At 75.1% G+C, this 23,784-nt stretch carries 22 protein-coding genes; 18 read left to right on the top strand and 4 right to left on the bottom strand.

The window, feature by feature from the left end; translation table 11 throughout:
• Positions 1–7: 7 nt before the first annotated feature.
• The 12 genes from D7M15_RS03690 to der all read left to right on the top strand — a co-directional run bounded on the left by D7M15_RS03690 (position 8) and on the right by der (position 12,831).
• The gene (locus D7M15_RS03690; protein WP_121516164.1) at positions 8–1,192 is read left to right on the top strand and encodes a ParA family protein; all 1,185 of its coding nucleotides are present in this window, start codon (positions 8–10) and stop codon (positions 1,190–1,192) included.
• Positions 1,189–1,905: a hypothetical protein gene (locus D7M15_RS03685; protein ID WP_121516163.1), complete on the top strand. Its 717-nt coding sequence runs from the start codon at positions 1,189–1,191 to the stop codon at positions 1,903–1,905. Before D7M15_RS03690 ends, D7M15_RS03685 begins: the two co-directional genes overlap by 4 nt.
• Before the next feature lie 95 nt (positions 1,906–2,000).
• The gene (locus tag D7M15_RS03680) at positions 2,001–3,119 is read left to right on the top strand and encodes a segregation/condensation protein A (RefSeq protein ID WP_121516162.1); all 1,119 of its coding nucleotides are present in this window, start codon (positions 2,001–2,003) and stop codon (positions 3,117–3,119) included.
• 173 nt (positions 3,120–3,292) lie between these two features.
• Complete coding sequence (gene scpB / locus D7M15_RS03675) at positions 3,293–3,880, top strand: SMC-Scp complex subunit ScpB (protein ID WP_121520158.1); 588 nt, start codon at positions 3,293–3,295, stop codon at positions 3,878–3,880.
• Positions 3,880–5,292, top strand: coding sequence for a pseudouridine synthase (locus tag D7M15_RS03670; RefSeq protein ID WP_121516161.1), 1,413 nt, complete (start codon positions 3,880–3,882; stop codon positions 5,290–5,292). The genes scpB and D7M15_RS03670 overlap by 1 nt, the downstream gene beginning before the upstream one ends.
• Before the next feature lie 403 nt (positions 5,293–5,695).
• Complete coding sequence (locus tag D7M15_RS03665; RefSeq protein ID WP_121520157.1) at positions 5,696–7,258, top strand: SpoIIE family protein phosphatase; 1,563 nt, start codon at positions 5,696–5,698, stop codon at positions 7,256–7,258.
• 62 nt (positions 7,259–7,320) lie between these two features.
• Positions 7,321–8,370: a B12-binding domain-containing protein gene (locus tag D7M15_RS03660; protein ID WP_121520156.1), complete on the top strand. Its 1,050-nt coding sequence runs from the start codon at positions 7,321–7,323 to the stop codon at positions 8,368–8,370.
• Between the two features lie 23 nt (positions 8,371–8,393).
• Complete coding sequence (locus D7M15_RS03655) at positions 8,394–8,759, top strand: STAS domain-containing protein (protein ID WP_121516160.1); 366 nt, start codon at positions 8,394–8,396, stop codon at positions 8,757–8,759.
• Positions 8,760–8,985: 226 nt separating this feature from the next.
• On the top strand, positions 8,986–9,348 hold the full coding sequence (gene aroH, locus D7M15_RS03650; protein WP_121516159.1) for a chorismate mutase: 363 nt from the start codon (positions 8,986–8,988) through the stop codon (positions 9,346–9,348).
• Positions 9,349–10,455 carry a prephenate dehydrogenase gene (locus tag D7M15_RS03645; RefSeq protein ID WP_121516158.1) on the top strand — a complete coding sequence of 369 codons (1,107 nt, stop codon included), beginning with the start codon at positions 9,349–9,351 and terminating at the stop codon, positions 10,453–10,455. It begins immediately after the preceding gene.
• A gap of 120 nt (positions 10,456–10,575) precedes the next feature.
• Complete coding sequence (gene cmk / locus D7M15_RS03640; RefSeq protein ID WP_121516157.1) at positions 10,576–11,304, top strand: (d)CMP kinase; 729 nt, start codon at positions 10,576–10,578, stop codon at positions 11,302–11,304.
• A gap of 60 nt (positions 11,305–11,364) precedes the next feature.
• Positions 11,365–12,831 carry a ribosome biogenesis GTPase Der gene (gene der / locus D7M15_RS03635; protein WP_121516156.1) on the top strand — a complete coding sequence of 489 codons (1,467 nt, stop codon included), beginning with the start codon at positions 11,365–11,367 and terminating at the stop codon, positions 12,829–12,831.
• 70 nt (positions 12,832–12,901) lie between these two features.
• On the opposite strand, the gene D7M15_RS03630 is transcribed toward der, so the two are convergent.
• Both D7M15_RS03630 and D7M15_RS03625 read right to left on the bottom strand, forming a co-directional pair.
• Positions 12,902–13,222, bottom strand: coding sequence for a hypothetical protein (locus D7M15_RS03630; protein WP_346428781.1), 321 nt, complete (start codon positions 13,220–13,222; stop codon positions 12,902–12,904).
• 99 nt (positions 13,223–13,321) lie between these two features.
• On the bottom strand, positions 13,322–14,107 hold the full coding sequence (locus D7M15_RS03625) for a hypothetical protein (RefSeq protein WP_121516155.1): 786 nt from the start codon (positions 14,105–14,107) through the stop codon (positions 13,322–13,324).
• A 464-nt stretch (positions 14,108–14,571) separates the two neighbouring features.
• On the opposite strand from D7M15_RS03625, the gene D7M15_RS29490 reads away from it, so the two are divergent.
• The 4 genes from D7M15_RS29490 (at position 14,572) to D7M15_RS03605 (ending at position 18,206) form a co-directional block, all read left to right on the top strand.
• Positions 14,572–15,276 carry a transglycosylase family protein gene (locus D7M15_RS29490; protein WP_346428780.1) on the top strand — a complete coding sequence of 235 codons (705 nt, stop codon included), beginning with the start codon at positions 14,572–14,574 and terminating at the stop codon, positions 15,274–15,276.
• A 287-nt stretch (positions 15,277–15,563) separates the two neighbouring features.
• The gene (locus tag D7M15_RS03615; RefSeq protein WP_121516154.1) at positions 15,564–16,571 is read left to right on the top strand and encodes a hypothetical protein; all 1,008 of its coding nucleotides are present in this window, start codon (positions 15,564–15,566) and stop codon (positions 16,569–16,571) included.
• Between the two features lie 38 nt (positions 16,572–16,609).
• Positions 16,610–17,713: a YafY family protein gene (locus D7M15_RS03610; RefSeq protein ID WP_121520154.1), complete on the top strand. Its 1,104-nt coding sequence runs from the start codon at positions 16,610–16,612 to the stop codon at positions 17,711–17,713.
• A 277-nt stretch (positions 17,714–17,990) separates the two neighbouring features.
• Complete coding sequence (locus D7M15_RS03605; protein WP_121516153.1) at positions 17,991–18,206, top strand: I78 family peptidase inhibitor; 216 nt, start codon at positions 17,991–17,993, stop codon at positions 18,204–18,206.
• A gap of 24 nt (positions 18,207–18,230) precedes the next feature.
• On the opposite strand, the gene D7M15_RS03600 is transcribed toward D7M15_RS03605, so the two are convergent.
• Positions 18,231–19,412 (bottom strand): phosphatase PAP2 family protein, encoded by a 1,182-nt coding sequence (locus tag D7M15_RS03600; RefSeq protein ID WP_121516152.1) that lies wholly within the window; start codon positions 19,410–19,412, stop codon positions 18,231–18,233.
• A 416-nt stretch (positions 19,413–19,828) separates the two neighbouring features.
• On the opposite strand from D7M15_RS03600, the gene D7M15_RS03595 reads away from it, so the two are divergent.
• Entirely contained in the window at positions 19,829–21,595 is a 1,767-nt protein-coding gene (locus D7M15_RS03595; protein ID WP_121516151.1) for an MFS transporter, read from the top strand.
• Between the two features lie 160 nt (positions 21,596–21,755).
• On the opposite strand, the gene sepF is transcribed toward D7M15_RS03595, so the two are convergent.
• Positions 21,756–22,199, bottom strand: a complete 444-nt coding sequence (gene sepF / locus D7M15_RS03590; RefSeq protein ID WP_121516150.1) for a cell division protein SepF — start codon at positions 22,197–22,199, stop codon at positions 21,756–21,758.
• Positions 22,200–22,504: 305 nt separating this feature from the next.
• Between sepF and D7M15_RS03585 the strand changes: the two genes are divergently transcribed.
• Entirely contained in the window at positions 22,505–23,740 is a 1,236-nt protein-coding gene (locus D7M15_RS03585; RefSeq protein WP_121516149.1) for a DUF5685 family protein, read from the top strand.
• Positions 23,741–23,784: the final 44 nt, after the last annotated feature.

The raw sequence follows: 23,784 nt of genomic DNA, 5'->3' as shown, positions 1-23,784 counted from the left end.
ACGACTTGTGAATGAGTCGACATTTACTCCCGGGGGTGGTCAACCAGGAGCGCCGGTACGGGGCCAGGGCCCCGCGGGGCCCGAAGCTGTCGGCTCCGTCGCTGTCCGCACCTTCACCTCCCGTCAGAGCACGTCACCGAGCACGACAGCCCACCAGAGCATGGACGGCCACCACGTGAACGCCATGGCCGGCGACCCTGCGGACGGTCAGTCCGCGAACCGACTCGCCGACTACGACCCCAACTACGGCGAACTACCCCAGGGGCACTTCTACGACCCCGACGCCGAGTACGAGCCCGACCCCGAGTACGCGGCCACCCTCGCGCCCGACGCGGCGCGGCAGCGCCGCGAGCGCATCGGCCCCACCGGCCGCCCGCTGCCGTACTTCCCCATCCCGGGACCCGTCGCGGAGCACGGCCCCGCGAAGATCATCGCGATGTGCAACCAGAAGGGCGGGGTCGGTAAGACGACCTCGACCATCAACCTGGGCGCGGCACTCGCCGAGTACGGCCGCCGCGTGCTGCTCGTCGACTTCGACCCGCAGGGCGCCCTCTCCGTGGGCCTCGGCGTCAACCCGATGGAGCTGGACCTCACCGTCTACAACCTCCTGATGGAGCGCCAGATGGCGCCCGACGAGGTGCTGCTGAAGACGGCGATCGCGGGCATGGACCTGCTCCCCAGCAACATCGACCTGTCGGCCGCCGAGGTGCAGCTCGTCAGCGAGGTCGCGCGCGAGTCGACGCTCCAGCGCGCCCTGGCGCCGCTGCTGCCCGACTACGACTTCATCGTCATCGACTGCCAGCCGTCGCTCGGCCTGCTGACGGTGAACGCGCTGACGGCCGCCCACAAGGTCATCGTCCCGCTGGAGTGCGAGTTCTTCGCGCTGCGCGGTGTCGCGCTGCTCACCGAGACGATCGAGAAGGTGCAGGAACGGCTCAACCCCGAGCTGGAGTTGGACGGCATCCTCGCCACCATGTACGACTCCCGCACGGTGCACAGCCGCGAGGTGCTGGCCCGTGTCGTCGAGGCGTTCGACGAGAACGTCTACCACACGGTCATCGGCCGCACCGTCCGCTTCCCGGAGACCACGGTCGCGGGCGAGCCCATCACGACGTACGCCTCCAACTCCGTCGGCGCGGCGGCCTACCGACAGCTGGCCAGGGAGGTGCTCGCCCGGTGCCACGCCGAGTGAGTCTCCCGGCAGCCGATGAACTCTTCCGTACGACGGGGGGCTCCGCGGTCCAGCCGTCGGCAGCCCCGCAGCAGTCCCAGGGCGAACCCCGCGTGCCCTCGCCCGCGGGCGAGCCCGAGCAGGAGCGCACGGGCCGCTCCGGCGAGCACGCCACGGCGGGCGCGAACGGCACGCCGTCCGCCGCCGCCAGCACCCCGGCCAAGGGCCCGGCGGGCACCGGCTCCGGGGAGCACAAGGGGCGCGAGCAGCAGGCGCCCGGCACCGTACGCGGTACGGCGGAGCCCGACGGCCGCGACGCGCACGGCGGCCAGGGCGCGGCGGACGGGCCGGGCACGGCGCAGTACGCGGGCGGCGACCAGCCCGACGGCGTCCGTACGGCGACTCGCCCGGCGGCGGCGCAGACGGCGACCGCCTCCGGCGGGCAGAGCCGCGGCGAGGCCAAGAGCCGCCAGGACACGGGCGCTTCGGGCCGCCGAGGCCGTGGCGCGAACCGGCGGCCCAGCGGGCGCGAGCGGCACGACGAGAAGATCACCGTGTACGTGTCGGCCGAGGAACTGATGGACCTCGAACACGCGCGGCTCGTCCTGCGCGGCGAGCACGGCCTCGCGGTGGACCGCGGCCGCATCGTCCGGGAGGCCGTCGCCGTGGTCCTCGCGGACCTGGAGTCGCGGGGCGACGCGAGCATCCTCGTACGCCGCCTCCGGGGCCGTTGAGCCGCTGAGCGGCACGTACCCGCGGAAAATCGCAGGCGTCCGGTGGGGTGATCCCGGACGTCCGTCGGGCGTCCGGACCAGTACGCTGCCCCGCGATGCCGACATCTGACGACAACGCCCCTCCGCCCCGCTCCGCGCGTCGGCCCCTGGGCCGTGGCCCGGGGACGGGCGGGCCGGTCGGTACGGGGGAGCCGGAGCGGGAACCCGTACCGGCGCCGGGGCCGGAGGTGGCCCCCGTACCTGAGCCGGAAGCGCCGGAGCCGGAACCCGAGCCGGAGCCGGAGCCCGAGCCCGAACTCCGTACGGAGCCGGAGCCGGAGTCGGCGCCGGAGCCGGGGCCGTCACCCGTGCCCGAGCCGGAAGCGGCCGTCGACCGACCCGCCCCCGACGACGGCCGGTTCAAGGTCGTGCTCGACAACTTCGAGGGCCCCTTCGACCTCCTCCTCCAGCTCATCTCCAAGCACAAGCTCGACGTCACCGAGGTCGCGCTGTCCCGGGTCACGGACGAGTTCATGGTCCACATCCGGGCGATGGGCCCCGACTGGGACCTCGACCAGACCACCGAGTTCCTGGTCGTCGCGGCGACCCTGCTCGACCTCAAGGCGGCGCGGCTGCTGCCCGCCGCCGAGATCGAGGACGAGGCGGACCTCGCGCTGCTGGAGGCGCGGGACCTGCTGTTCGCCCGGCTGCTCCAGTACCGCGCGTACAAGGAGATCGCCGACATCTTCGCCGCCCGGCTCACCGCCGAGGCCAGCCGTCACCCCCGTACGGTCGGCCTGGAACCGCACCACGCCGAGCTGCTCCCCGAGGTGGCCCTGCGCATCGGGCCCGAGGGGTTCGCGCGGCTGGCGGTGAAGGCGATGCAGCCGCGCCCGAAGCCGCAGGTGTACGTGGACCACATCCACGCGCCGCTCGTCAGCGTGCGGGAACAGGCCGAGGTCGTGGTGTCCCGGCTGCGGGAGCTGGGCGAGGCGAGCTTCGAGCAGCTGGTCGAGGACGCCCCCGACCCGCTCACCGTCGTGGCACGCTTCCTGGCGCTGCTGGAGCTGTACCGGGAGCGGGTGGTGGGTCTCGACCAGGACGAGCCGCTGGGCCCGCTGACCGTCCGCTGGAGCGGCGGGGAAGTGGCGCGGCCGGTGGTGACGGACGAGTTCGACCAGGAGTCGGCGGCCCCCGCCGGGCGGCGGGAGACCGAAGCGGAGGAGGCACCGTGAGCGAAGAGTCGTACGCCGCGCCGGAGGCGACCGGGGAAGCGGAACGGGAAGCGGCCCCGGAGACGCCGGCACGGGCCGTACCGCACCCGGCGTCACCACCGGCGCCGGAGACCGTACCCGGGGCGGACTCCGCTGCGCCCGGCGACGACCCGCACGGCGTCGCCGCCCTCGACCTGCGCCCGGCCCTGGAGGCCGTCCTCATGGTCGTCGACGAGCCGGTCACCGAGGAGCACCTCGCCAAGGTGCTGGAGCGGCCCCGGCGGGCGGTAGCGGACGCGCTGCGCGAGCTGTCCGACGAGTACGCGCGCCAGCGGCGCGGCTTCGACCTGCGCCTGATCGCGGGCGGTTGGCGCTTCTACACGCGGCCCGCGTACGCCGCAGCCGTCGAACGCTTCGTCCTGGACGGCCAGCAGGCCCGCCTCACGCAGGCCGCGTTGGAGACGCTGGCGGTCGTCGCGTACCGGCAGCCGGTGAGCCGTTCCCGGGTCTCGGCCGTACGCGGGGTGAACTGCGACGGCGTCATGCGCACCCTCCTCCAGCGGGGTCTGGTGGAGGAGGCGGGCGCGGAACCCGAATCAGGTGCGATCCTGTACCGGACGACGAACTACTTCCTGGAACGGATGGGCCTGCGCGGCCTGGACGAACTCCCCGAACTCGCGCCCTTCCTCCCCGAGGCGGACGCGGTGGAGGCGGACACGCAGGAGGGAATGCCGTCGTTCGACGTAGACGACAGCGGCGACCCCCAGACGACGGACCATTGATGCGAAGCAGCGGCGACAACACCGGTAAATCCGGCGGCAATCGAGACAGCAGGGGCGGAGGCAGGCAGGGTGCGCGCGGCGGCGCGTCCCGGGGGAGCGACGGCGGCAAGCGCGCCGGTACCGGGCGGCCACGGCCGGAGGAGCGGCGCCACGAGAAGAGCGGGCGCCCCACGGCGCGCCCCGGCGGCGGCAGGCCGACGGGCGGGCAGGGCGCGGGCTCCGGGCGTACGGGCGGCTTCCGCGACACCGACGGCCCGGGGGACTCCGCGGACCGCGGGTCGGGCGGCCGGTCCGGGTCCGGCGCGGGCTCGCGTGCGGGCTCCCGTACGGGCTCCGGCAGCGGCGGCGGGAAGCCCGGCGGCAAGCCCGGCGCGAGGACCGGTGCCAAGGCCGGGCAGAAGCCGGGCCCGAAGACCGGCCCCCGGGCGGGCGCCAAGCCCGGCGGCCCCAAGGCGGGCGCGGGCAGGCCGGGTTCGGGCAAGCCGTCCGGTCCCGGCGCGTCCGGCGGCAAGGCGGGCGGCGCGCGTACGGGCGGCCCCCGTACGGTCACCGGCAGCGGTGCCCCGAAGGCGCGCGCCCGTCGGGCGTCGGCGCCCGCGCGTCCCCGCGAGTACGAGGCGCAGATCGAGGAGCGCAACCGCGAGCGGCACAGCAAGCCCGCGCTGAAGCTGCCCAAGACGTTCGGGGAGGAGGAGGGCGAGCGCCTCCAGAAGGTCCTCGCCCGCGCGGGCATGGGCTCGCGCCGTTCCTGCGAGGACCTGATCGCGCAGGCGCGGGTCGAGGTGAACGGCGAGATCGTGCGCGAGCAGGGCATGCGCGTCGACCCGGCGAAGGACGACATCAAGGTCGACGGGCTGACGATCGCCACCCAGTCGTACCTCTTCTTCGCGCTCAACAAGCCCGCCGGGGTCGTCTCCGCGATGGAGGACCCGGACGGCCGCCAGTGCCTCGGGGACTACGTGCAGAACAGGGAGACCCGCCTGTTCCACGTCGGCCGCCTCGACACCGAGACCGAGGGCATCATCCTGCTCACCAACCACGGCGAGCTGGCGCACCGTCTCACCCACCCGCGGTACGGCGTGGTGAAGACGTACCTCGCCGCGATCCAGGGCCCGATCCCGCGCGACCTCGGCAAGCAGCTGAAGGACGGCATCCGGCTGGAGGACGGGTACGCCCGCGCCGACAGCTTCAAGGTCGTCGAGAACACCGGCAAGAACTACCTGGTCGAGGTCGCCCTCCACGAGGGCCGTCGCCACATCGTCCGCCGCATGCTCGCCGAGGCGGGCTTCCCGGTGGACCGGCTGGTGCGGACGCGCTTCGGGCCGATCCCGCTGGGGGACCAGAAGTCGGGCTGGCTGCGCCGGATGACCAACACCGAGGTCGGCATGCTGATGCACGAGGTCGGTCTCTGACAGCCGTGCCGTAGTCCCGTACGGGCCGCCGGGTCCGTACGGGGGCCCGGTCCCGTACGGGCGCGGCCCCACGCGGGGCGTACCGGGACGGTGCGCCGGGGCGGCGGGAAACGCCCGCCCGGGAGTGGGATTGGACGGGCCGAACAGGGGAACCCGGCGCGTCCGGGGTGTGCCCTGTGGTGGAGAGTGGCCTTGGCCGCGTACGACGCCAGTGCCCCGGGAGAGGTGGCCCTTCGCCGCTCCGGGGCCCGTGACCGATCTTCGTGCAGTGAGGTGGGAGGGTCCGCGCGCAAGCGGAGCCGCGATCGTGACAGATTCCCCGGTCCGTCCCGTGACGGAGGCCGTGCTGGACCCGGCCGCCGAAGCCGTACTGGGCCCGGCCGCCGAGGCCGCCCCGTACCCGGTGGTCGTGGTCGACGCGGCCGGGCTCCCGGTGCGGCTCAACGGCGCCGCCGCCGCGCTGCTCCCGGGCGCGCGCCACGGCGAGCGGCTGGCGGCGCCGCGGTGGCTGGCCGACGCGCTCGCGGACCCGGAACGGCGTCCTTCCGGTGGGCCGCTCGACGGGCGCTCCTTCGCCGCCCACCCGAGCACGCTGTCGGCGGGCCGCGCGGCGTGGTGGCTGGTGGACGAGACCGCGCTGCGTACGGCGGTCGACGAACTGGACACGGAGCGGAGCCGTACGCGGTTCCTGACCGAGGCGTCCAGTCGGCTGCTGGCCTCGCTCAACCTGGAACGCTGCATGGGCGTCACCGCGCGCCTCGCCGTCGAGCACCTGGCCGACGCCGCCGTCGTGATCGCCCCCTCCGCCCGCCGCAGCCTCCCCGTCATCTCCAGCGACGGCGGCGAGCCGACCGCCCGTACCCTGCGGGCGAGTCGACTCCACGGGGTGCCGGGCCTGTCCGAGGCCCTCACGGGGTTCCCGCCCGTACCGTCCCGCTGGATCGACCCGGCGACGCTGCCCCCGTGGCTGCCGCCCGAGGGCTTCGGGACCGTGGGCTCCGTCGTGATCGTCCCGCTCCCGGGCCACGGCGTGCCCGGCGGCGCCCTGGTGCTGCTGCGCCACGCCGAACCGGCCGCCTTCACCGAGTCCGAGGAGCACCTGGCCGGTCTCTTCGCCGCGCGCGCGGGCTCGGCCATGTCCGCCGCCCGGCTGTACGCGGAGCAGAACTCGATCTCCGACACCCTGATGCGGGAGCTGCTGCCGCCGCGCCTGACGGACGTCGCCGGCGTCGGTTTCGCGGGCGGCTACCGCCCCAGCGCGGACACCGAACGGGTGGGCGGCGACTTCTACGACGTCCACCCCGGCGACGGCGCCGGGAGCGACACGTTCGCGGTGCTGGGGGACGTCTGCGGCAAGGGGCTGGAGGCCGCGGTCCTCACCGGCAAGATCCGCAACACCCTGCACGCGCTGCGCCCCCTCGCGGACGACCACGTGCGCGTGCTGCACCTGCTGAACAACGCCCTGCTCACCGGGGACAGCACCCGTTTCGCCACGCTCGTCCTGGCCTCCGCGCGGCGTACGCCCGAGGGCGTACGGCTCCGGCTCACCGCCGCCGGACACGCGCCGCCGCTGATCGTGCGGCGCGACGGGACCGTGGAGGAGGCCGACACGCGGGGCTCCCTCATCGGCGTACTGCCCGAGGTGACCGCGCGCACCGCCCACGTCACGCTGGCCCCCGGTGAAACGTGCCTGCTCTACACCGACGGCATCACCGACGCCAGGGGCGGGCCACTGGGCGGCGAGATGTACGGCGAGGAACGCCTCCGGCGCGCGCTCGGCGAGTGCGCGGGCCTGCCCGCCGAGGCCGTCGTCGAGCGCGTCCAGATGCTCGCCGGGCAGTGGGCCGGAGCCGAACCGCACGACGACATGGCGGTGGTCGCCGTCACGGCGCCCCGTGGCGGCCACCGTGCCGCCGGGCACGCGGCGGCGGACGCGCCGTCCCCGCGACGGGACGGCGGCGCGTGACCGCGCCCTCGGGCGCCGGTACGCCCTCCGGCGTCCCCGCCCGCCACCGCATCGGCGCGCGCATGGGCGCCGGCGCGTCCCCGTCGACCGCGGAGCCGTGGGCCCGCAAGCTGTGGGACGCCGTGATCGCGCTGGACGAGGACGCCGCCGCCGACGTCGTCACCGGCGCGCTGGACTCCGGCGTCGACGCGGAGTCCGTCCTGCTCGACGTGATCGGGGCCGTGCAGCACAAGGTGGGCGTCGAGTGGGCGGCGGACCGGCTCAGCGTGGCCCAGGAGCACGCCGCGACGGCGCTCAACGAGCGGGCCGTCGCCACCCTCTCCCTGAGCCACCGCCCCGAGGGCGAGCGGCGCGGCCGCGTCCTCGTGGCCTGCGTCGACCAGGAGTGGCACGCCCTGCCCGCGCGCCTGCTGGCCGAGACCCTGCGCCTGCGCGGCTGGCAGGTCGACTACCTGGGCGCCCGTACGCCCACACCCCACCTGGTCGGGCACATCCACCGCACCGGGCCGTCCGCGGTGTGCCTCTCCTCGTCGCTGTCCGCCCGTTTGCCACTCGCGCACGCCGCGCTGACCGCCTGCCAGGCCGCCGGGGTGCCCGTGATGGTCGGCGGTCTCGCCTTCGGGCACGACGGGCGCTACGCCCGGCCGCTGGGCGCCGACGCCTGGGCCCCCGACGCGCGTACGGCGGCCGACCGGCTCGCCGCGGGGCTGCCGCTGCCGCCACCGCCGCACCAGACGGTCCACGACCTGCCGCACCTCGCCGACCAGGAGTACACCCTGCTGCGCCGCGACAGCCGCCGCCTGGTACGGGAGACCCTCACCGGCCTCCGCGCGCGCCACCCGTCCGTGGGCGCGTACGGTGAGGAGCAGCTCGAGCGGACCGCGGAGGACCTGGGGCACATCGTCGAGGCGCTGACCACGGCGCTCTATCTCGACGAGGACGGGCTCTTCGTGGACTTCCTCGGCTGGACCGCGGAGATCCTCACCGCCCGTGGGGTGCCCGCCGACTCGCTCCTGCCCGCCCTGGACCTCCTGGAGGAGCAGGTCCGCGACTTCCTGCGGGCCCCCCGCGTCCTCCGGGCGGGCCGTACGGCCCTCCGTGACCACCGTTGACCCACCGCCGGACGAGGAAGCCCATGATCACCGAGCCCGTCGACAACGACTTCCACGTCACCGTGCGGTGGCAGGGACCGTCCACCGTCGTCCTCGCCCTGTCCGGCGAACTCGACTACGACACCTCCGGTGAACTCGTCGGGCAGGTCGAAGAGGCGCTCAACGGGCAGCCGGACCTGCGGGAACTCCTCCTCGACTGCCGGGGGTTGGAGCTGGTCGACTCCATGGGCCTGTCCGCCCTGCTGCGGGCGCACCGCGCGGCGACGGCCCGCGGCGTCCGCTTCCGCCTCGACCACCGCAGCACCGGGCTGGAGCGCATGCTGACGGTCACCGGCACCTTCGAACACCTCACGGCCACGGCGCCCCCGCCGTCGGCCGAAGCGGGCTGACGCGCGGCGCACGTCGGGCGGGAGGCGCCGCGCCGCCCCGCCCCGGCGGCAGCGGTGCCCGCACGGGCGCGCGGCCCGCGCCGGGGCTACGCTGGCGGACGTAGCGGGATGTACGCGACTGTCCGGACATCCCTCGCGGGGTGGGAACGGGCGGGGCGTTCCCGGCAGGCGGCGCCGTACGGCGAGCACCGTACGGGCCGGAACGGCTCCGAGCGGAGGTGCACGGGTGACGGTGCGGGCGGTACGCGGTGCGGTGCAGCTGGACCGGGACGAGTCGGACCACATGGGAGTACGGGTCTCCGGGCTCATCTGCGCGGTGCTGCGCCGCAACCGGCTGGAGCCCACCGACCTGATCAGCGTGTGGTTCACCGCCACCCGCGACCTGCGCTGCGACTTCCCGGCGGCCGCGCTGCGCGGACTCGGCGTGGTGGACGTGCCGCTGATGTGCGCGCAGGAGATGGAGGTCGAGGGCGCGATGCCGCGCGTCGTGCGTATCCTCGCCCATGTCGAGACCGACCTCGCACGGGGCGAGGTCCAGCACGTGTACCTCGGCGCCGCCACCGCTCTCCGCAAGGACATCGCACAGTAGATGCGCACCGCTCTCGTCATCGGCACCGGCCTCATCGGCACCTCCGCCGCGCTCGCCCTCGCCTCCCGCGGCGTACGGGTCCACCTGCGCGACCACGACCCGGAGCGGGCCCGTACGGCCGCCGCGCTCGGCGCGGGCACCGACGACGAGCCGCCCGGACCGGTCGACCTCGCGCTGGTCGCCGTGCCGCCCGCCCGGATCACCGCCGCCGTCGCGGCGGCGCAGCGCCAGGACCTGGCCCGCGCCTACGTGGACGTGGGCAGCGTCAAGGGCGCCCTCCGCGCCGACCTGGACGCGCACGGCTGCGACCCGACGACGTACCTCGGTACGCACCCCATGGCGGGCAGCGAGAAGTCCGGGCCGCTCGCGGGCAGCGCCGACCTCTTCGAGGGCCGCCCCTGGGTGCTCACGCCGACCTCGGTCACCGACACCGAGGTGCTGAACCTGGCGCTGGAGCTGGTCTCGCTCTGCCGCGCCGTCCCCGTCGTGATGGACGCCGACGCCCACGACCGCGCCGTCGCCCTCGTCTCGCACACCCCGCAGCTGCTGTCCAGCATGGTGGCCGCCCGGCTGGAGAAGGCCGACGAGACGGCCGTACGCCTCTGCGGCCAGGGCATCCGCGACGTCACGCGCATCGCCGCCTCCGACTCCGGGATGTGGCTGGACATCCTGTCCGCCAACCCCGGCCCCGTCGCCGACGTGCTGGAGGAGCTGGCCGTCGATCTGGCGGGCACCGTACGGGCGTTGCGCGGGCTGGAGTCCGTACCGGCGGCCGACGCGGGGGCGGCGGACGAGGACGGGAAGGCCGCGCTCGCCCTCTCCGACGTGCTGCGGCGCGGCCGGGAGGGCAGCGCGCGCGTACCGGGCAAGCACGGGCAGGCACCGGCGGCGTACGAGACGGTGGCCGTGCTCATCAGCGACCGCCCCGGTGAACTGGCCCGCATCTTCGCGGACGCGGGCGCCGTCGGCGTCAACGTCGAGGACGTCCGTATCGAGCACGCCACGGGACGTCAGGCCGGTCACGTACAGCTGATGGTCGAGTCCCGCGCCGCGCAGCCCCTCGCGGCGGCGCTGCGCGAACGCGGCTGGGCGCTGCGCACGGAGTGACGGAGGCCCGGCGGCAGCCGGTAGCCTGGTGCGGGGCCGCCGTGCGGCCCGCCCACCGCACGCCGTACCCGTGGACACGCGGCGGCTCCCCGTGCCCGCGCATCGAGAAAGGCTCCCACCGTGCAAACCGCACCGGCTCCCGTCATCGTCGCCATCGACGGCCCCTCCGGCACGGGCAAGTCCAGCACGTCCAAGGCCGTCGCCGCCGAACTGGGCCTGCGCTACCTCGACACGGGCGCGCAGTACCGCGCGATCACCTGGTGGATGCTGAGCAACGGCATCGACGTGGCGGACCCGACGGCCGTCGCCGCCGCCGCGGGCAAGCCCGTGATCGTGTCCGGCACCGACCCGGCCCGCTCCACCATCATGGTGGACGGCGCCGACGCGGCGGGGCCGATCCGTACGCAGGAGGTGACGGCCGCGGTCAGCGCGGTCAGCGCGGTGGCGGAGGTCCGGGGCCGGATCACCGAGTTGCAGCGGTCGATCGCGGCGGGGACGGCGGAGGGCACGGACCCGGCGGACGTGGCCGCACCGTCCCGGGGCATCGTCGTCGAGGGCCGGGACATCGGTACGACGGTCCTGCCCGACGCCGACCTCAAGGTCTTCCTCACCGCCTCGCCGGAGGCGCGCGCCGCGCGCCGCAGCGGCGAACTGCGCGGCAAGGACAGCGCGGACCTCGCGACGACGCGGGCGGCGCTGTTGAAGCGGGACGCGGCCGACTCGGGCCGCAAGGCGTCGCCCCTGAAGAAGGCGGACGACGCGGTCGAGGTCGACACCACCGAACTGACCCTGGAGCAGGTCGTCGAGTGCGTGGTGACCCTCGTCAGGGAGCAGCAGCCCGCCGGATGACCGGCGCCGCACGGGCGGCCGGACCAGCGACACCATGACAGTGAACGAGGACGAGACTTCATGAACGACCAGACCCAGACCGGCGACGGCCACGAGCACGGTGGGCTCGGCGACGCCGAGTACGCGGAGTTCATGCAGCTCGCCGCCGAGGAGGGCTTCGACGCCGACGAGGTGGCGGGCGCGCTGGACGAGGCGGGCCAGGGCCCGCTGCCGGTGCTCGCCGTCATCGGCCGCCCGAACGTCGGCAAGTCGACACTGGTGAACCGCATCCTCGGCCGCCGCGAGGCCGTCGTCGAGGACCGCCCCGGCGTCACCCGCGACCGCGTGACGTACGAGGCGGAGTGGGCGGGCCGCCGCTTCAAGCTCGTCGACACCGGCGGCTGGGAGCAGGACGTGCTCGGCATCGACGCGTCGGTGGCCACGCAGGCGGAGTTCGCGATCGAGGCGGCCGACGCGGTGGTCTTCGTCGTGGACGCCAAGGTGGGCGCGACCGACACCGACGAGGCCGTCGTGAAGCTCCTGCGCAAGTCCGGGAAACCGGTGGTGCTGTGCGCCAACAAGGTCGACGGGCCCTCCGGCGAGGCGGACGCCGCGTACCTGTGGTCGCTCGGCCTCGGTGAGCCGCAGCCCGTCTCCGCGCTGCACGGCCGCGGCACCGGCGACATGCTGGACGAGGTGCTGCGGGTGCTGCCCGAGGCGCCCGCCGACACCTTCGGCGCCGTGCTCGGCGGCCCGCGCCGCGTCGCGCTCATCGGCCGCCCGAACGTCGGCAAGTCCTCCCTGCTGAACAAGGTCGCGGGCGAGGACCGCGTCGTCGTCCACGACGTGGCGGGCACCACCCGCGACCCGGTCGACGAACTGATCGAACTCGGCGGGCGGACCTGGAAGTTCGTGGACACCGCCGGCATCCGGCGCCGCGTCCACCTCCAGGAGGGCGCCGACTACTACGCCTCGCTGCGTACGGCCGCCGCGCTGGAGAAGGCCGAGGTCGCCGTCGTCCTCGTCGACGTCAGCGAGTCGATCAGCGTGCAGGACCTGCGGATCATCAGCATGGCCGTGGACGCGGGCCGGGCGCTCGTCCTCGCGTACAACAAGTGGGACACCCTCGACGAGGAGCGCCGCTTCTACCTGGAGCGGGAGATCGAACGCGATCTGGTCCAGGTGCAGTGGGCGCCGCGCGTCAACGTGTCGGCGCGTACGGGACGCCACATGGAGAAGCTCGTACCGGCCATCGAGACCGCGCTGGCGGGCTGGGAGACGCGCGTCCCGACGGGGCGGCTGAACTCCTTCCTCGGCGAGATCGTCGCCGCCCACCCGCACCCGGTGCGGGGCGGCAAGCAGCCGCGCATCCTCTTCGGCACGCAGGCGGGCACGAAGCCGCCCCGGTTCGTGCTGTTCGCCTCCGGCTTCCTGGAGGCGGGCTACCGGCGGTTCGTCGAGCGGCGGCTGCGCGAGCAGTTCGGCTTCGAGGGCACGCCCGTGCACCTGTCGGTACGGGTGCGCGAGAAGCGGTCGCGGAAGAAGTAGCGGCGGCGGGTGGACAGGGCGACGGCCCCCGGAGTGGATCTCCGGGGGCCGTCGCCCTGTGTCGTCGTGCTCAGAGCCCGTAGCGGTGGCCGTCGCGCGGCGCCGGTGGCAGCGCGGCGGGCAGGGCGCCGCCCCGCGCGTACCGAGGGGTGCCGCCCCACAGGCCCGTACCGGTGCCGTGCACCGTGCCGAACCGCTCGAACCGGAACTCCTCCTCGCCGGAACGGTCCCCGGGCAGCGCCCGGAACAGCCGCCCGTACTCGGCGTAGAGCGCGTCGTAGATCGGCGTGTTCGAGCCGCCGGAGGCTGCCGCGTCGGGTCCGTACGTGCCGGGGAAGCGGCTGTGGACGAGGTGGTTCCGTACGGGGGAGGAGGGTTCGTAGGGGTGCACGACTGGTCAAACGACCGCGCCGCCCGGCGGATGCGGGCGGCGCGGTGAATGACCTGTTCGCCCGGGTACGCGGGCGGCGTACGGTCCGGCGGGCCGGGATCAGGTCCCGGCGAGGGGCATGGAACCCGCCACCAGGCTGCCCTGCGCCGCGGCCTTCTCCAGCGCACCGCGCAGCAGGTCCTCGCGCGGCTGCTGACCGATCGAGCCGACGGGCGCCGCGTACACCAGCACCTTCTGCGTCTTGTTCGCGACCGTGCGCCAGGCGTCGGTGACCTCCAGCGGGTGGTGGGCCTGCCACCACGAGGTGGACTGGCCGCTGCCCCCGGGCGCGGGCTGGAGGATGCCGTGCAGCTGGCCCATCGCCAGCAGCACCGACCAGCCCTCGATGGGCGCGGGCGCCTGGTTCACGTCCATGACGGGGTGGAAGCCCTGCTCGATGAGGAGCGGCAGGAAGTCGTCGCCGGGACCGTTCGAACCGGGCCGCGCGATCGGCCCGTTCGGCTCGACGACGACGGCGGGGTGCAGCGTGTCACCGAGCAGCACCTGGCCGCAGGTCACGCTGAGCACCGCCTGCTGCGGCGCGGCGCCGACGTCCACGGAGGCGGTCGCGCCGGTCTGCTGGCCGGTGATGGAGCGTACGGCGCCCTGGATCTGGTCCTCGGAGACGGTGACGACCTGCGAGGGGATGCACGCGGCGTGCGCGAAGGCGAGTACGGCCGTCTCCTCACCGACGAACAGCACCGTGCTGGTGCGCTCGCGCTCGGTGTCGCCCGGGGTGCGGCAGGAGGTGCAGTCGTAGCTGCCCGGGGCGTTCTCCCCGGCGAGCAGCCGGGTGGCTTCGTCTTCGCCGATCTCGGCGCGTACGTCTTCGCTGACGTCGAGCATGGGGGGCACGGGGGACTCCTGGCTTCTTGTGGCTTCTGGTGACTGCTTGCGTTCGGGACGGGGCTGGTGCTGTACGGGTGCCGGTCTGTTCCGACCGCTTCCGGCTCCGCGCCCGCCCGTTTCCACGGGTGCCGCGGGACCGGCGCGGTCGTGGTCCCGGCCTGGTCAGGCCGGTGAACCGGTCGGCGCCCGCCCTGTCCACAGGGCTAACGGGCGTGCGGTGCTCCCGGTCACGGCTCCCGGTCACGCCCGCGCCCGTACGGGGTGGCGCGCGGCCCCGGCCCGTACCGGTCGCGGCACGGGGCCATACAGGTCAGGGGCCCGGCGCCGGTCTGGTCCGGTCGGGTGGGAGGGGGCGCCGGGGCGGGCGCGCTTGGACGGGACGCGCCGCGGCGCGCACCTAGCGTGCGCGGATGCCTCAGATGCGTGTTCGTATGCGAGCCGGAGCCATTACCGCCGCCGCAGTGACCGCTGTGCTGCTGCCCGTCTCCCCGGCCCAGGCCACCCCCACCCCCACCACCTCGACCACCTTCACCTCCGCCGAGACCCCCGCCGAGCCACCTCCCGCGGCGGCCGACTGCGCGTCGGACGGCTGGCCGTGGGGGTGCGTCGCGCAGTGCGAGAGCGACGGGCGCTGGGACACCAACACCGGCAACGGCTTCTACGGGGGCCTCCAGTTCACCCAGTCCACCTGGGAGGCGTACGGCGGGCTGCGCCACGCCCCGCGCGCCGACCTGGCCACCCGGGAGCAGCAGATCGAGGTCGCGGAACGGGTGGCCGCCGACCAGGGCTGGGGCGCGTGGCCCGTCTGCTCCGCGCGCTACGGACTGCACGGGCGGAGCGCCGCCCCGGCGGGCGACAGCGACGGCGGCGTGCCGTCCGGCGAGGCGGGGAGCAGCGGCGACGCGGGCACGGGCGCCGAGCCGTACCCCGGCGACGGCACCGGCGGTGACGCCACCGGCGGCGACCGCCCCGCGGACGGCCCCCGAACGCGGGACGGCGTCTCGCGCACCCATGTCGTACGGGCCGGGGAGTCGCTGTACTCGATCGCCCAGCGGTACGGCCTGCCCGGCGGCTGGCCCGCGCTGTACGAGGCGAACCGTCGGGTCGTCGGGCCCCAACCGGACGTACTGGCCATCGGCACCCCGCTGAACGTCGACCCGGCGTGACGTACTGAGCGCCGGTCGGCCCGCGCCCGCGCCCCTGCTCCGGCGGATGGCCGGAACAGGGGCGCGAGCCGCCCGGGCGCGGGGAGTTCTCGACGCCTTTCGATCGGAATGTGCGGGAGAAGGGCGTGCGGTTTCCCGGAAGTGCCGCACGATGTCGCACCACTTACCGAACAAGGTGGTGAATCGGGCCAACCCGGCACGCCCTTTCGGAGTCCTTCGAGGGAGAGCCACGCGCTCCGCCGCACGAGACCGCACCTTCCACCCCGTACGCCCGGAGGACGCTCAGCATGACCCCGCCGAGGACTCCCGGCGCCGGCGGCACGTCCGGCGGCATCCCGCCCGCCCCCTCACCCGCGTCCGCCGCGCGCCGCCGTCCCCGCGCGCGGCTGCGGGCCGACTGCACCGCGGACTCGGCGGGCGGCCTGACCTTCGACGTCGCCCTCCGGGACGGTTCCGCCGGGGACCGCTGGGACGCGGCGCTGCTGCTGGAGCGCCGTGGGCCCGGCGGCGACGGGCCGCCGTACGGCGACGGGGACCCGTACGACCTCGGGGACGGCCCGGCCGACCCGTTCGCGCCCGGCGAGGTCACCGACGCCGCCGACCACTGGGTGCGGTTGCCCCTCTTCCCCTCCGGCGACGACCGCCTCCGCGCCGCGCTGCCCAGCACGATGACGCTGGCCGAGGGCCGCTGGGACGCGTACGTCGCCCTCGGTGAGGAGACCCCGCGACGCCTGCTGCCGGGAGCGCTCGAACTCCGCCCGCTCGGTGACCGCGACCCCAGCGCGCACCGCACCTGGCTCGGCGTGCGCATCCCGTACGCCTCCCGGAACGGCGGTCTGGCCGTCCGCGCCTGGCTGCGCTGGCCGCACGCCGAGCTGGCGGACCTGTCCGTCGCGGACGGCGGACTCCGGCTGCGCGGGCGGCTCTTCGGCGCGGCACTCGACGACGGCGCCCGGGTCGAGGCGTGGCCACGGGGCGGCGCGGGGGAGCGCGTCACCGCGGGCGTACGGGGCGCGGGCGGCCCGGACTTCACCGCGACCCTCTGCCTCGACACCCTCCTCGCCACCGTCCCCGGAAGCGGCGGCGAGGACCGCGCGGGCCCGGCCGTACGGGACGTGTGGCTGCGCCCGGCGGAGGGGGCGGCGCCCGTACGGGTCGGCCGCATCCTCGACGACGTGCCCGACAAGAAGCGGACGTGCCCGCACCCGCCGCACCGTACGGCGGACGGCACGGCCACCCCGTACTACACCCGCGACAACGACCTCGCGGTACGCCTGGAACGGCCGCCCGTCTGAGGACTGTAGCTGTCCGCGAGCGCTGCGAGACTTGCGCCATGTTGGACACCTCGGCACGGCTGCTGCGCCTGCTCTCGCTGCTCCAGGCGCACCGCGAATGGTCCGGCGGCGACCTCGCCGTACGCCTCGGCGTCACCACCCGCACCGTGCGCCGCGACGTCGACCGGCTCCGCGCCCTCGGCTACCCCGTGCACTCCAGCACCGGCACCTCCGGCGGCTACCAGCTGGGCGCGGGCGCCGAACTCCCGCCGCTCCTGCTGGACGACGAGGAGGCCGTCGCCGTCGCCGTCGGCCTCCAGAGCGCCGCGCACGGCGGGGTGACCGGCATCGAGGAGTCGTCCGTACGGGCCCTCGCCAAGCTCGAACAGGTCCTGCCGCACCGGCTGCGCCGCCGGGTCGGCGCCCTCACCGCGTACACCGTGTCCATGACGTACGGGCACCACGGGCCCGCCGCCGACCCGCGCACCATCACGGAGCTGGCGCACGCCTGCCGGGACCACGAGCGGCTGCGCTTCGAGTACCGCACGCACCAGGGGACGGCGTCGCGGCGGGTCGTCGAACCGCACCGGCTGGTGCGCACCCACCGGCGCTGGTACCTGGTCGGCTGGGACACCGACCGCGAGGACTGGCGTACGTACCGGGCCGACCGCATCACCCTCCGCCCGCCGCACGGTCCGCGCTTCACCCCGCGTACGCCGCCCGCCGACGACCTCGCCGCCTGGGTCTCGGAGGGCGTGTCCACGCGGGCGTACCCGGAGCAGGCGACCGTACTGCTGCGCCTCCCCGTGGAGGAGGCGGCCGCGCGCGTCTCACCGAGCACGGGCACGCTGGAGGAGGTCGACGCGCACACCTGCCTGCTGCGTACGGGCGCGCACTCGACGGACGTCATGGTCGTCCATCTGCTGATGCTGGGCGTCGACTTCGAGGTACGGGAGCCCGCCGCGCTCGTCGACAGCCTCGCGCGCGCCCGGGACCGGCTGACCCGCGCCGTGGACGCCTCGGCGCCCGCGTCCGGACCCGTGACGAGGGCGGGCGCGACGGGTGCGGGCAGGGCGGGGGAGACCGGAACAGGCCGTCCCGAACCGGGATTCCCAGGGACCGATGGGGAGGAATCCGCCCGCTCCGACGGACGCGCCGGATAGTCCGGCCGTTCCCGTACGGCGTTATTCCGGGCGGCGCGCGGAGATGGACGAGAGGTGAACGGAGGGCGGAATTACGCGGACCGTGGAATTCGCCGCCCGCCCGCCGGACCATTTCCCGGGCGAGTGAATAGGCGCCGCCGAATAGCCACGTTCGGGTGACGAACGCAACTCCGAACAGCACGCCGTGCCCGTGACACAAGCGTGACGGGAGCCGCGAGGGGAGCACCGTACGGGCGGGGCTTCCGGGCGCGGCCCCGGGCGCCGTACGGTGGCGGGCATGGCACCCGAACCCGCAGCTCCGGACTCCTCCCCGGACGACCCCGCACGGTACGTCGGACTCTCCTCGGAGGCCGCTGAGCAGCACGCCCGCGCGCGTGGCTGGTCCACGGTCCGGGTGCTCGCGCCGGACGCGATCATCACCATGGAGTACCTGGACGGGCGGCTCAACCTCGCCGTCCGCGACGGCGAGGTGGTCCGCTGCTGGAAGGGCTGACCGCCCCGCGCGCCCGGCCCCGCGTCACTTGGCGCGCGGGCCGAGCGGCGCCGTGCGCTGCGGCGCCGTACGGTCCGCGCCCGGGGCGCGGCGCCCGCCGACGCCGGTGGCCGCGGAGGCCCGCTCCGTGCCCCGTACGGGGTGGGGGCGCGCCGAGTGGTGCAGCCGCGCGGGCGGGGCGCCGGGCGTGCCCGGGACCGGCGGGACGGCGTCGGCGTCGCCCGGCTGCTCGTCGGCCCAGAGCGACTCGTCCGGGCACGCCTCCGAGTGCGCGTCCTCGTCGGGGTGTTCGGCCGCCGGTTCCCCGTCGGCGGCGGCACCGGAGCCGGTGCCCGCGTCCGCGTACCGCCGCGCGTGCCCGCCGGACGGCTGCCCGCCGGACCGCTGCCCGGCAGCCGCGTACGCCGTGTCCGCGCGCTCCGCCGCCACCGGCTCCCCGGCCGGTACGGGCAGGGGCGCGCGCTGTGCGCGGAGGCGGCGGGCCCGCTCGCGGTAGGCGAGGACCAGCGTCTCCGCGCGCCCGATGACGGGCTCGCACCACGGCAGGCCGAGCAGGATCAGCAGCCCGGCGGCCCAGCCGAGGAGCACGTCGCTGACCCAGTGGGTGCCGAGGTAGACGGTGGTGGCGCCGACGCCCAGGGCCGCGAACGCGGCGACGAGCGACAGCAGTCGGCGGGCGCGCGGGGTGCTCGCCAGATAGGCGAGGATGCCCCAGGTCACCACGGCGTTGGCGGTGTGGCCGGACGGGAATATGTCGCCGCCGGCGAAGAGTTCGGCGGAGCCGACCTCGGTGGCGTAGTGGGGGCCGAGCCTGCCCAGCCCGATCTTGACCGCGCCCACGGACGCGTTGAGCAGCAGCAGGGCCGTGGCGAGCACCAGCAGCGGGCGCGGGGTCCGCTGCCGCCAGGAGCGCCAGCCGAGCCAGGCCGCGACCAGCACGGCGGTCGGGGCGCGCTGCCCGAGGACCACGAAGTAGTCGAGGAACTGGTGGTACTCCGGCCACTGCTTGTACGGCCGGAACAACATCACCTGCCAGTCCACCCGTACGAGAACGCTCTCCACGAGGACCGCGGCGACAATGACCGCGTACAGCACCACGGTTGCGCCGAAGAGCACCCTGCGGTGTCGGCTCATCCGCGGCACATCGCGGCTGCTCGGTCGCTCAGGCTCCTGTTCCAGCCTGGCGAGGAATCGCTCGGTACGCACCCAATCGACGTTACCGCGCGTCCGAGAGGTGAACGTGCTCGTCACCGCCTTTGTGATGACGATGTGATGTGGGCCGTGTCTCCTCCGGTCTTTTATCCCGCGTATTCCGCGCGCTTATTCGATGGCACCCGTTCACACGTTTAGGCGTCGGTTAACGGGGGCGTTTCGCGGTCGATCCGTATTCCGTTCACCGCCGCTTAATCGGGAATTCCCTCCTCGCTTCCCGCCCCGGCCCGCCCCCGCCGGACCCCGTACGGGACCCGGGGCCGGTGAGACGTGCCACAGGGGCGTCCCGGGGCGTCGCGTACCCTGGCGCCCATTCGTCCCGCGCCGCAACCTGGCCGGACGCCGTCCCGGAGCGTCCGGCCTTCCCCCTGCCGCGGCGGGGCCGGTGGCGACAGAAAGGTGCGTACGACATGTCAGGGACGAACGCGGCCCGCTCCCCCCAGGCGGCCGACGTCCCCGCACAGCGAGTGGGTACGGGCGCCGGGTGCGGGCGCGGAACGGGTGCCGCCGCCGGTGACCCGAACCGTTGGACCGTCCTCGTCGTCCTCTGCGCCAGCCTCCTGCTCGTCGCCCTGGACGCCACCGTGCTGCACGTCGCGGTCCCCGCCGTGGCGGCGGACCTGCGGCCGGGACCGCAGCAGCTTTTGTGGATCGTCGACGTCTACCCGCTCGTCTGCGCCTCCCTGCTCATCCTCTTCGGCACGCTCGGAGACCGCGTCGGGCGCCGCCGGGTGCTGCTCTTCGGCTACGCCCTCTTCGCGCTCGCCTCGGGCGTCGCCGCGTACGCCCACACCCCCGTGCTCCTCATCGCCGCCCGCGCCCTGCTCGGCGTCGGCGGCGCGATGATCATGCCCGCGACCCTCTCGATCCTCCGGCAGGTCTTCCCCGACCGCCGGGAACGCGCGGTCGCCGTCGGCGTCTGGAGCGCCGTCGCGGCCGTCGGCGCGGCGGTCGGGCCGCTCTTCGGCGGGCTGCTGTTGGAGCACTTCTGGTGGGGCTCCGTCTTCCTGATCAACATCCCGCTGATGGCGGCCGGTCTGCTCGCCGGCCGTCTGCTGCTGCCCGAGTCCACCAGCCGGGGCGAGGGCCCGTGGGACGTGCTCGGCGCCGTCATGGCGGCGGCGGGCCTGATCGGCGTCATCTACGGGGTGAAGGCCGCGGGCGCGGGCGAGGGGCTGTCCGTCCGCGCGGTGCTGGCGCTCGCGGCGGGCGCGGTGCTGCTGGCGCGCTTCGTACGGCGGCAGCGGCGGCGCCCGTACCCGCTAGTCGACATCGCGGCGATCGCCCGCCCCGCCTTCGGCACCGCCGTCGGCTGCATCGTGCTCACCGTGCTGGCGCTGGTCGGGCTGGCGCTGATCGCCGCGCAGTACCTGCAACTGGTGCTCGGCCTGTCCCCGTTGGAGACCGGGCTGCGACTGCTGCCGCTGTCCCTGGCCGCCGTCGCCGCCGGGCTCACCGGGGCGCGGCTGCTCCGGCTGCTGGGGCCGCGCCGCATGGTCGCGTCCGGCTTCGCGCTCACCACGTTCGCGGTGCTCTGTCTGACCACGTCGGGCCAGGAGGACCGCCCCGCCTTCCTCGCCTGCTGCTTCGTGCTGCTCGGCTTCGGGCTGGAGGCGACGCTGTTCGCCTGCTACGAGTCGATGCTCAGCCACTCGTCGGCGGACCGCGCGGGCGGCGCCGCGGCGGTCGGCGAGACCGCGTACCAACTGGGCGCGGGCATCGGGATCGCCCTCCTCGGCAGCGTGATGAACGCGGCCTACGCGCCGCGCGTACGCGACGTGGCCGGAGTGCCCAGCGACGCGCGCGGCGACGCCAGCCACTCGCTGGGGGAGGCGTACGGGGTGGCCGCGCACCTCGGTGACCCGGCCAGCGGGGTGCTGCTGCACGCGGCGCGGGTGTCGTTCGTGCACGGGATGCACATGACGCTCCTCGTCAGCGCCGGGCTGCTGCTGCTCGGCGCGCTCGCCGCGCTGCGGCTGCCCCGGACGATGGAGTGCGCCGACCCCGACCGGGACGAGGCGGCGGACGGGCCGGGCGACCACGACGGGCCGGGCGGCGCGGGCGCGACGGCTGCCGCGCCGGGGCGGGCGGCGGACGTGCCGACGGGCCGCGCGGACGGTGTCCGTACGGGCCGTGGCGGGGCGTCGCTCGTGCCGACCGGCGGCGGGCGCCCGTAGCACCGTCCGGGCCGGACGGGTCCGGGCGGCGGCAGGGCACACCGGTCCGGCGGCCCCGCCCGCCCCCGGGGCGCGCGGGAACCCCGGCGGCCGGGCACGGCGGTCCCGTACGAGGAGCCGGGCGCCGTCCCCTTCCGGCCGGGGCCGAGAGGCCGCCGGCTCAGCTCTGGTTGAAGAAGCCGCCCTCGGTGCGGCGGTCCTCACCGTTGACGATCTTGTATTCGGCGGGGGTCAGCAGGAAGACCCGCGTCGCCACACGGTCGATGGAACCGCGGAGGCCGAAGATCAGCCCGGCCGCGAAGTCCACGACGCGCTTGGCGTCCTCCGAGTCCATCGCGGTGAGGTTCACGATCACCGGGACGCCCTCCCGGAACATCTCTCCGATCCCGCGCGCGTCCCGGAAGCCGGACGGGGTGACCGTCGCGATCCGGCCGCCCTGGTCCTGTGCGGCCTCGGCCGTCACCCGGACCCGCGGGTCCGTCACCCACGGCTCGCGTGCGGCGTCTCCGGGCTCCGGCCCCTCGGCGTAGTCGTCGTCGTAGTAACGCATCTCGCTGTCGTCGACGAGGCCCAGCCAGGCACTCGCCTTGCGCACCGATCCCATTGGACGCCTCCTCTCCTCTGCGTGCGGCATCGATAACCTGTCGATAGCGGCACCGCCGCGGGTTCCGCAATCCTATGGTCATGCATGATGCGGACGTTGTGCCAAGCGGATTGCCACCAAGGCCGTGATTCGTGACGGTTCTGGTGCAGAGCGCATGGCGCCGGATCAGGGCTCTTTCCGTACGGGGGTGGTGACGGTGCGCAAGTTCTGCCACGTCCCGCCGTACGGGTGGCGGCGCTGACGGACGGGTGAGGGACCCGTGACCCGGACAACGTGATCCGGCGTCACAAAGGAACGGGGGAAGCGTGTTCGGAATCGTGCGGCCCTGCCGCCACCGGCTGGGCGACGGGTTGCTGACGTCCTGGACGGCGCACCTGTGCGGGCTCTGCCTCGCACTCCGCGGCGACCACGGGCAGTTCGCGCGGGTGGTCACCAACTACGACGGGCTGCTGGTCTCGGTGCTGACCGAGGCACAGGCGCCGCGCGCGGAGGAGTTGCGCCGTACGGCCGGGCCCTGCCCGCTGCGCGGGATGCGGACCGCGTCGGTGGCGCGCGGGGAGGGGGCGCGGCTGGCCGCGTCCGTCTCGCTCGTGCTGGCGTCGGCCAAGACGCGGGACCACGTCGCGGACGGCGACGGGCTGCTGGCGCGCCGCCCGTTCGCCGCCGCCGCGCGCCGGGTGGCGGCGGGCTGGGACCGGGCGGGCGCGCGTACGGGCGCGGACCTCGGCTTCGACACGGCGGTGCTGACCGCGGCCGTGGACCGGCAGCCGCTGGTGGAGGCGGCGGCGCGGCCGGGCGGTTCGCTGCTCGCCGTCACGGAGCCGACGGAGACGGCGACGGCCGCCGCGTTCGCGCACACCGCGGTCCTCGCCGGGCGGCCGGGGAACGCGGCGCCGCTGGCGGAGGCCGGGCGACTGTTCGGCCGTCTCGCGCATCTCCTGGACGCAGTCGAGGATCTGACGGCGGATGAGGCGGCGGGCGCGTGGAACCCGGTGGTGGCCACGGCGACGCCGCTCGCGGAGGTGCGGCGGCTGTGCGACGACGCGGTGCGCGGCGTACGGCTGGCGCTGCGGGACGCGGAGTTCACCGACGGCGGGTTGGCGCACGTGCTGCTCGCGCACGAGCTGCCGCGGGCCGTGGACCGGGCGTTCGGCGCGACCTGCGCGCACGGCGCGGCGGGCGGACCCGGGGAGCACGGGCACGGGGCGCACGGCGGGCCGCACGGCGGTGGCGGGCAGGGGGCGCCGTACGGGCCCGGTGGCGGCGACCCGTTCGGCAACCCCTACGGCGGGGCGCCGGGCGGACCCGGCGGGCCGTACGGCGGCGGGCACGGGCCCGGACCGGGCGGCGTGCCGCCCAAGCGGTCGCTGCTGGCGGGCTGCGGCGTCTTCCTCGCGCTGTGCTGCACGTGCCGGATGTGCTGCCAGGACGAGTACGAGGGGCCGTGGAGTCGGAAGACGCGGGAGGGCTGCTGCCACAAGTGCGACTGCGACGGCTGTGAGTGCTGCGAGTGCTGCGAGTGTTGCTCGTGTGACTGCTGAGGCGCCGTCGACCGCTGCCGCGACGTACGGCCGCGCGGACCCGT

Source organism: Streptomyces sp. Z26, from assembly GCF_003665095.1.
GTDB classification, from domain to species: Bacteria; Actinomycetota; Actinomycetes; order Streptomycetales; family Streptomycetaceae; genus Streptomyces; species Streptomyces phytohabitans.
The sequence above is the reverse complement of the archived record's forward strand: the minus strand, read 5'-3'. Positions and strand labels throughout refer to the sequence as shown.